The sequence below is a fragment of the Streptococcus mitis genome, assembly GCF_001579045.1.
In the GTDB taxonomy this organism is placed as follows: domain Bacteria; phylum Bacillota; class Bacilli; order Lactobacillales; family Streptococcaceae; genus Streptococcus; species Streptococcus mitis_D.
The window spans coordinates 1-8,072 of the sequence record NZ_KQ970264.1; the positions used below are offsets into that span (position 1 = coordinate 1).

The following is an 8,072-nucleotide window of genomic DNA, read 5'->3' on the forward strand; positions in this document are numbered from 1 at the left end:
GTGAATGTCTGTTGACACCACTCCCACATACACAGTCAACGGAGCACTTTCTTTTCCTTGACTATCGATAGCTTTAATTACTACTGTATAGCGTCCAGCTGGTGTTTGTTGTCCTGGTGTTTCTGTTAAACCAGATACGATTTCTATAGTTGGTGAACCATATGGTTTATTATTCACATCTGTAGCATTATCTTCTGAATCTCTAACAGTTACTAAGTCTGCTAGTGTTTCTTTAGTAATGCCAGTTCCTGATGGGTAGACTTTTCGATTAGCTTCAGTACTTCCTTCTGTTCCTTTATATGCTAGAACAGGCGCTGTATTCGTAACACTAGCGACTTTCCAGTTTCCAGCAGCCGTTGGATCTTGTCCTGCTTCTGGTTGATATTCTACACGCAAACCTAGTCCTTTGCCGTAGGTTGCTGTATTATCCCCGTTAGCAGCTTCTTCTCTAATGTGAAGTTTCTTACCGTTACTTTCTTCATTAAGAGGAATAGTAATAACATTTTCTGCTGGATTAGTAGCGCTTGGAGTAGAAGTAATTCTTCCAACATATCCATTTGCATCTGTCACACTAGTATTATCAGCACGAGTTGCTTCTGTATGCCAAGTTCCATCTGCGCCACGTACAAGAGTGATACTATTTGCTTTATCTCCTGTTTCCACACTGTTATGGAATCGTAATTCAACTCGTTTAGCATCATGTGGTACCGTTACATTAATATGCTTGCTACCCGCAATTGTAGGTGATACAGAGTAAGCACCCATTGTGACTTCTTTTTCATCACTTGTAGTTGAAACTGCTCCACCTGTGACTGTATTCTTCACTGTAATCGCTGGTGGCGTTGTAGTTTCCCCATTTTTAGCAACGGATGCACGAAGTTTCACTCCTTCTGGAATATTCGCTGTCCATTTATCTCCAGTTAAAGTTACTTCATTACGCGCACTTGACAATACTGTATTAGCTTCATCATTCAGATGTAATTCTACCACTCTATTAGTATCATCAAATCCACCTAATGTACCGCTTAGTGTACGACTAGTTGAAGTCACTGTTGCTGTATCAAATGTTGGTTTTTGAGGAGTGACTTGGTCATCATTACTATTATTAGAAACCAAGTCATACTTAGTAGCAACTTGTCTAGTACCAGTAGCAGTTTTTTCTGTTTTTTGATAGGTTCCAGAAACCACTACATTAGCTGTCAATCGTTGACCTAAAGTCACAGGTTTGTTGTAGTCAGCTTCAGTAAACGTTGTACTTCCTGTTCTTTCTGTTACAGTTTTTTCTGCGACTACATTACCATCTGCATCTTTCAACTGTACTTTTACAGTTGAGCCTGTTGTCAACTGTGCAGTTGTTGGAAGATTGCTCACTGTAATCTCAGGTTTAGTTCCTGCCTTACCTTGGAATTGATTTGCAGTCAACGTCGGTGCTTGTGGTTTGACAGCTAAATGAACTTTAAGGTCTTGATGCGTGTAGTTAAAAGTATCATCACCACGCAATCTAGCTATAGGAGTCGTATACCAAATGTTAATATTTTCTTCACGTATACCTATTGTCGCCTGAGGTTTATCTACTGGATTATCTTGACGACGTCCATCATGCCAAGCGATAGCAGTTCCTGTTGGATTTGCTAGATCACTACTTGGTTTTACATAATCTCCAGCATCCTTCTTCTCAAACTTACTACCTACTTCTGTTTCAAAATAATCTTTACCTACTGGATAATTTACTTCATTACCATAAGTCTTGAACGTAACTGTTTTCTCAACAGTTCCTGCTCCATTTGGATAAGTTACAACAATTGTTTGAGAACTTGTACCTGCTGTTGTACTTGTAGGTGTTCCATTTTTGAATACGACGGTTGTCCCATTTGGTTTATTTCCACCTTCAAACTCTACATAAAAATCAGCTGTAGCCTCTTTCGTACGACCACCTGTTCCTGATACGCTTGACGTCAACGGTTGACCAACGATTTCATGGTACTCTGTTACTTCTGTATTATTAACCTTACGAAGCGTTACTTTCGGATATACCGTCACCGGAACATTTACATCTGTCGCAGTATAACCTTGCGCACTCACTGTTACGGTTTTATGCGTAGTTTCTGCTGTCGTTGTTGTTGGTTGACCATTCTTCCAAGCAACACTTGGACTTGTTACCCCTGTAGGTACTTCTACAAAATTACTTGCAGTGGCTACACTTGGAATAGCACTATCTTTAATCGCATAGATAGGTTTAGGTTTCACAGCAGCTATAGAGATTGTTTTCTCAGCTTTATTCCCATTCTTATCTAGGACTCTTACTGTAATATCATTTTTGGTGACTGAACTTAGTGTTCCTTTGATTGATTTTGTTGTTGCATCGTAAGTTACTCCTGCTGGTACAGTAACCTTGATGTTTGCATCGTCTACACCTACACCAGTTCCGTCTGATAAATCAAGAGAAAGGTCAAACGCTTTTCCTACTTCTACAAGCGTATTGTTTAAACCAATTGTCGGCTTATCTTGTTCACCATTATTAGCATTCGCTTGACTACTACTACTTGAAACATCTTGTGCCGAATCAGTTGAACTCACACTTGTTTGATCCTTAACGATATGGTCTTTCAGTGTAATTGCACCTGTATCGCCATTTATAGTAACGCCGACTTTATCACCTTCTGTAATCGTCCATTTATTGTTAGCTCCCTTACTAGCAACAATCCTTGTAGGTGTATGCGTAGTTTTTGCGACATTTCCATTATCTTCTAATCGATTTGTGTCCGCTGGAGTATAAGTCACTTCCACTTTATTGACATTTGTTTCATTCGCTGGAGTTACTGTAACATCACCGTTAGTTGCTGGAGTTACCGTTGGAGCTGTTGGTTTGACATTAACAGTCACATCAATTGTTTTAGACGGTTTTACTTGTGTTGCAGTTGGTTGATCATTGCCTGTTTGTGATGGTGGTAGGGTCACTTTCACTTTATAGGTTCTTACCCCTGGGGTATTTGTATCTGTACTTTCTACCCATTCGTAAGTCGTACCTGTTGGTAAATCATCTGACCCTTGCGCTTTCATCACCGCATCTTTAGCTTGTGCAGCTGTCAATTGATGACCCTTGGCAACTGTTAATTTGGTAGTATTAGCGGCTATATCAAACACTTTATGAACAAGAGTTTCCTCGTGTCTTAACTTCTCTGCATCAGTTGGACTATTTGTAAATCGACCGTAATTATACTTACCAGTGAATGTGTAAGTAGTTGAGCCTACTGTATCTTTCGCAAGTTCACCTGTAAATTCTGTTCCAGATTTTTCAGCATCATTTTTTCTTTTATAAACCCATGACATTCCATCAGGAACATTATGTCCATTATTGACATAATAAGCGGAATGGTCACTTCCATGGCTTACTCCTGCAAAATCATAAATCGTATGAGCAATCGGGAATGTACTTAAAACTTTGTAATTCACAGTAACTGTTCTAACAGTTCTGTCTGCAAATGTTACCGTCGCTGTTGCAGTTTTAGCAACAACCTTATCATCAGTCGCAGATTTGTTTGTATCCAAAGTCAAACTAACATTCGCATCACTAGGAATGTCTACCTTATTCTCTCCATCCTGTAACTGTACTAGGCTACGTTTATCTGTATCAGACAAGGTTTCACCTTGTTTCAAGTTAATGATAGGTCGTACTACTACATTATAGTTTTGTGCAACAGGTACATTCACTTCATCTGTAGAACGGTCTGGATAAGTCACCGTTACAGTCACAACTTTCTTACCAGCTACTGTTTTAACAGCTCCATTATCCTTAAGTGCTTTAGTCACTCCTGCCTGAGTTGCTTCTGCAGATAAATGCGGTATATTTACTTGATCAGTGATTTTATTAGCATCCGTTGCTGGAATATTGCTTCCTAAATTGTTGAAGCTTACTGCATTTGTTGGTGTTGTTGGATCATATTTTTCTTTTTGTTCCTTCACAACCATTTTGAATTTAACAGTTGTCACGTTTGCTGGGTTGGTCTTGTCAGTTGCTTTTATCGTAACAATTTTTTCTTCAATTGCATTTCCTGTTTCTACGACACCCGTAATCGTATGGCTTAGTGGGCTAGCTTCCGTAGCAGTATCACTAGATAACCATTGTTCCCCACTTCCAACTTTATTAAACCATATGCCACTTGGCATACCACTGCCTCTAAACTCCTTAATCTTACCTGTGTTATCATAAGTTTTTAGACGAACATTCGCTTTTTCACCACGATATACCGTCACTTTTGGTAAGTTTCCATCAGCAGTTCCTTCTGTTAAGGTAATATCGTGACCGTCATCACCGACTAATTTCACTGTGGGTTTGACAGTTTCGTTAACTTTTACTTTTACTTCAATTACTTTATATGGATTTACTTGAGTTGCTGCTGCCGAATCTGAGCCTGCTTCTCTTGTTTTTGGTAATGTAACTTTTACATAACGTGTTTCTTCTCCATATGTTGATACTGTTAAGTTTGTTGCAGCTGCTCCTGAAGCATTTGCCACCCACTCATAGGTTGTTCCTGTTGGTAAATCTTGAGAGGTTGTTGCTTTCATAACAGCAGATTGAGCTTGACTATTTGTTAATGTCGAACCATAAGTTGCTTCTACTTTCGTTGTATTAGCTACTACATCATACACCGTATGAACAATTTCTCCACTATATGAAAGTCTTGCAGCTTCTTCTGCTTGATTTGTAAATCTACCTTCTCTGAACTTAGCTCCAAGTTTATAATGATACTCTCCAACACCAGCGGTAATATCTGATGCAATTTGGCTATTCATATTATTATCGCTAGAAACTTTCTTGAAGACTTTTTGACCACCTTCAACTGTTTCTTTTTCAACAAACCAAGACATACCTTGACGTAATCCTTGGTTTACATAATAATCTGATGCTCCATTTCCTCTTGAAACGCCTGCAAAATCGTAAACTTTGTTTGCTACTGGGAAGTTTTGAATCACTTCATAAGTAACTGGCACTACTACTGGGTTTGAACCTTGGAAAGTTACCGTTACATTTGTTGTTTTACTTCCTTTAGTTGCTGTATCTAGAGTAGCTGTTACAGTTGCTGTACTTGGTAATTCTTCTTTTTGTGCTCCATTAGGTAAGTAAACAAATTTTCTTAATTCTTCATTAGAAATTGTTTCACCTTTAACAACATAAATTGTTGGTTGCTTTTGTACATTTGTATTTTGTTGTACTTCAACTGGAACTTCGTCTTTACTTGTATCTGGATAAGTTACTTCTACAGTCACATATTTCTTACCATTATTTGTTGTAACTGCACCATTATTTTTCAATGTTTTTGTAACTCCACCATCTTGAGTAGCTTCATTTGAAAGATTTGGTACTGTTACAGAATTTTTGATTTTATCTAAATCTGAAGCACTAATACTTCCAATATTATTTACGACTACAGGTGTTGTTCCTGCTGTTGGTATATATTTATCTTTCTGCTCTTTAACATCTACTTTGAACTTAACAGTAGTTGTATTCGTTGGAGTTGTTTTATCTGATGCTACAACTGTTAATACTTTATCTCCTAAAGTTGTATTAGTTGCTACTTTTCCAGATAATGTGTGAGATAAAGGCGTTGTATCTGTTGCACTATCACTTGAAGTTGCTCCAGTTTCTGTTACTCCACTTGGTAATCCTGATGTAGTGAAACTTGATAGTTTTCCTGTATTATCTGAAGCTTTTACTGTAATCTCGGCTCTTTCACCACGATATACAGTTACTTTCGGTAATGCGTTTGTTGCTGTCGATTCTGAAAGTGTTGTATCAGATCCATTATCACCAACAAGTTTCACTGTTGGTTTAACATTATCCGTAACATTAAACGTCATTTGTACTGGTTTTTGAGTAGGTGTGTAAATTGTATAATTTACTCTATCTATTGTTTTTGAATTTACAGTATTAGGGAATACAGCCGTAGCAATATACTTAGTAATAGTTCCTATTTCGTTTAATTTCGTATTATTAGCAACATCAGTAATTTGGAATGTTCTAGTATTTAATTCCTTCCACACAAATCTCATATTATCTGGATAGTACTTATCATTCTCTGCAGTATTACTTTCTGCTACTTTGAAGTGATCATGAGCATCTCCTAATTCACTTCCCACAGCTCGATTTTCTGTCGTACTATTTTTTGCTTGAATATCAACAATACGATATTTGAATTTATACGTTGCACTATTACGGCCATCACTCGCAACTACAGTTGCAGTACTTTCTCCAAATGGAGCGTCAGTTGCTACAGTATTTTCTGGAATTGTATAGCTTAAATCCTTACTTCCACTTGTCGAAACGTTTCCAACATCTTTTGGAAGATTTGTAATGGATAAAGTGACATTATTCTTATCATCTTGAACTCTAAATGTAGGATTAAAGTTTGCTCCACGATAAATAATAAAACGATTATCATCCGCATTTGTTGTTAATGCTTTTCCGTTAATTGATACTGTTGGTGCTACACTGTCTGGAACTTCTGTGGGTGTTGCAGGTGCACTAAGCTCTGACTCCACTTTACCATTACTGTTTTGGACACTTGTTCTAGCTGTAATCTCCGTTGATGGTAATGCTCCTGATACATTAATAGTAGCTGTTTGACCACTTGTAGTTCCTGTTCCGATAACTGTAGTCCCATTATATAAGGTTACAGTAGAACCATTAGGAACTCCATCTTGTACAGTTACAACTACATTTTGTCCTGTTTTTCCTGCTTTTTCATTGATTGAACTTTGATCAATTGCAGGTGTTTTAGGTTTAACTTTTAGTGTAACTGTGCCATCTGAACCAGAACCTGCATCTTCTGAACTTGTATTATCTTGATATGTTGCAATTACTTTATATTTGAATACTCCAGCTGTAGCTGTACTTGGCTTGACACCATCTTTCCAACTCCAGTTCATTCCTGAAGGGAATTCTCCGTTACCTTTACGAGTAATATATCCAGCAGCTACAGGATTCGTTGGATCATTAAGTGTATCTCCAACAGTTTTTTCATGTGTACTACCTTGGATAGGATATAATTGTGCATCTGGTCTGGTTTCCAATCTCGTTCCTGTAGCAGAATACACATATGCCTGAAGTGCATTGAAAGCTTTTCCTTCTTTAGCGGTTACAGCTATAGTTCCTGCTGTTTGGGCTTGTGCAGCCGTAACATCATCTTTTAAACGCATCTTCACGTGATATTTAAAAGCATAATTTCGGCCACCGCTTATAGTTAATAACTGAGAATAAGACAATGTAGGGTATGATCCTCTAGGATTATTATTTAATCGAATGATACGGTTTAAGTCTTCATTATTCTCTAATGATTTCAACATTTGTTGTCTTTGATTATCTCTAGTCGGTCCACCTCCCAACTCATAAAGACTAATACTATCGCCCCATAGCCTTCTCGAACTGTCGTCCTGAATACCTCCGTTTCTCAAAAGCTGACTAAGCGCATCATATTTATCCAGTTTAGTAAAATTATTCGGATTGTGAGAAAGTATCCCTGTTGCTCCAGCATTTTTTTGATAACGTTCATAGTAAGCTTCAGCAATAGTATCTCCTACATATCTACCACCACTATATAAAATATCACGAGGAGGGTAGAACCAAAATGCATTTCCAGTTTGCCCACTCAAAGCGGTACCATCATTTTGGAAGTAAACATCATAAGTAATAAATTTCTTATTACCCTCCGTACTATATTTTGCCGTCATGAATGTTTTATCAATTGTTCGGGCACGTTGACCAGCAGATGTTCCACCACCACTAAATTTATTCTCTGAGATATACTCTTTAACATTGTACAACGGACCTTCTACTAGTACATCATCCGCTCTAAATCGAACTCCTTCACCCATCCTTTGATTATTACGTGAATCACGCTTTCCTGAATGTTCACGAGTTACTGCTAAGGCAAGTTTTCTCTCCGCTTGCTTACCTTGTTTCATTAATTCTTCAATTTCCGAAGCAGTTAATTGCGGATTTACTAACCCATTTTCGACAGAGCGGACAATTTCTTCTACTCCCTCCAAGAGTTTCTTGGTTTCAGGGCGTTCGA

The 8,072-nt window shown here is 37.9% G+C and carries 1 protein-coding gene; it reads right to left on the reverse strand.

The window, feature by feature from the left end:
* Positions 1-8,072, reverse strand: an 8,072-nt coding sequence (locus tag SMIDD28_RS08460) for a Rib/alpha-like domain-containing protein (protein WP_196756373.1), incomplete at both ends; no start/stop codon positions are given.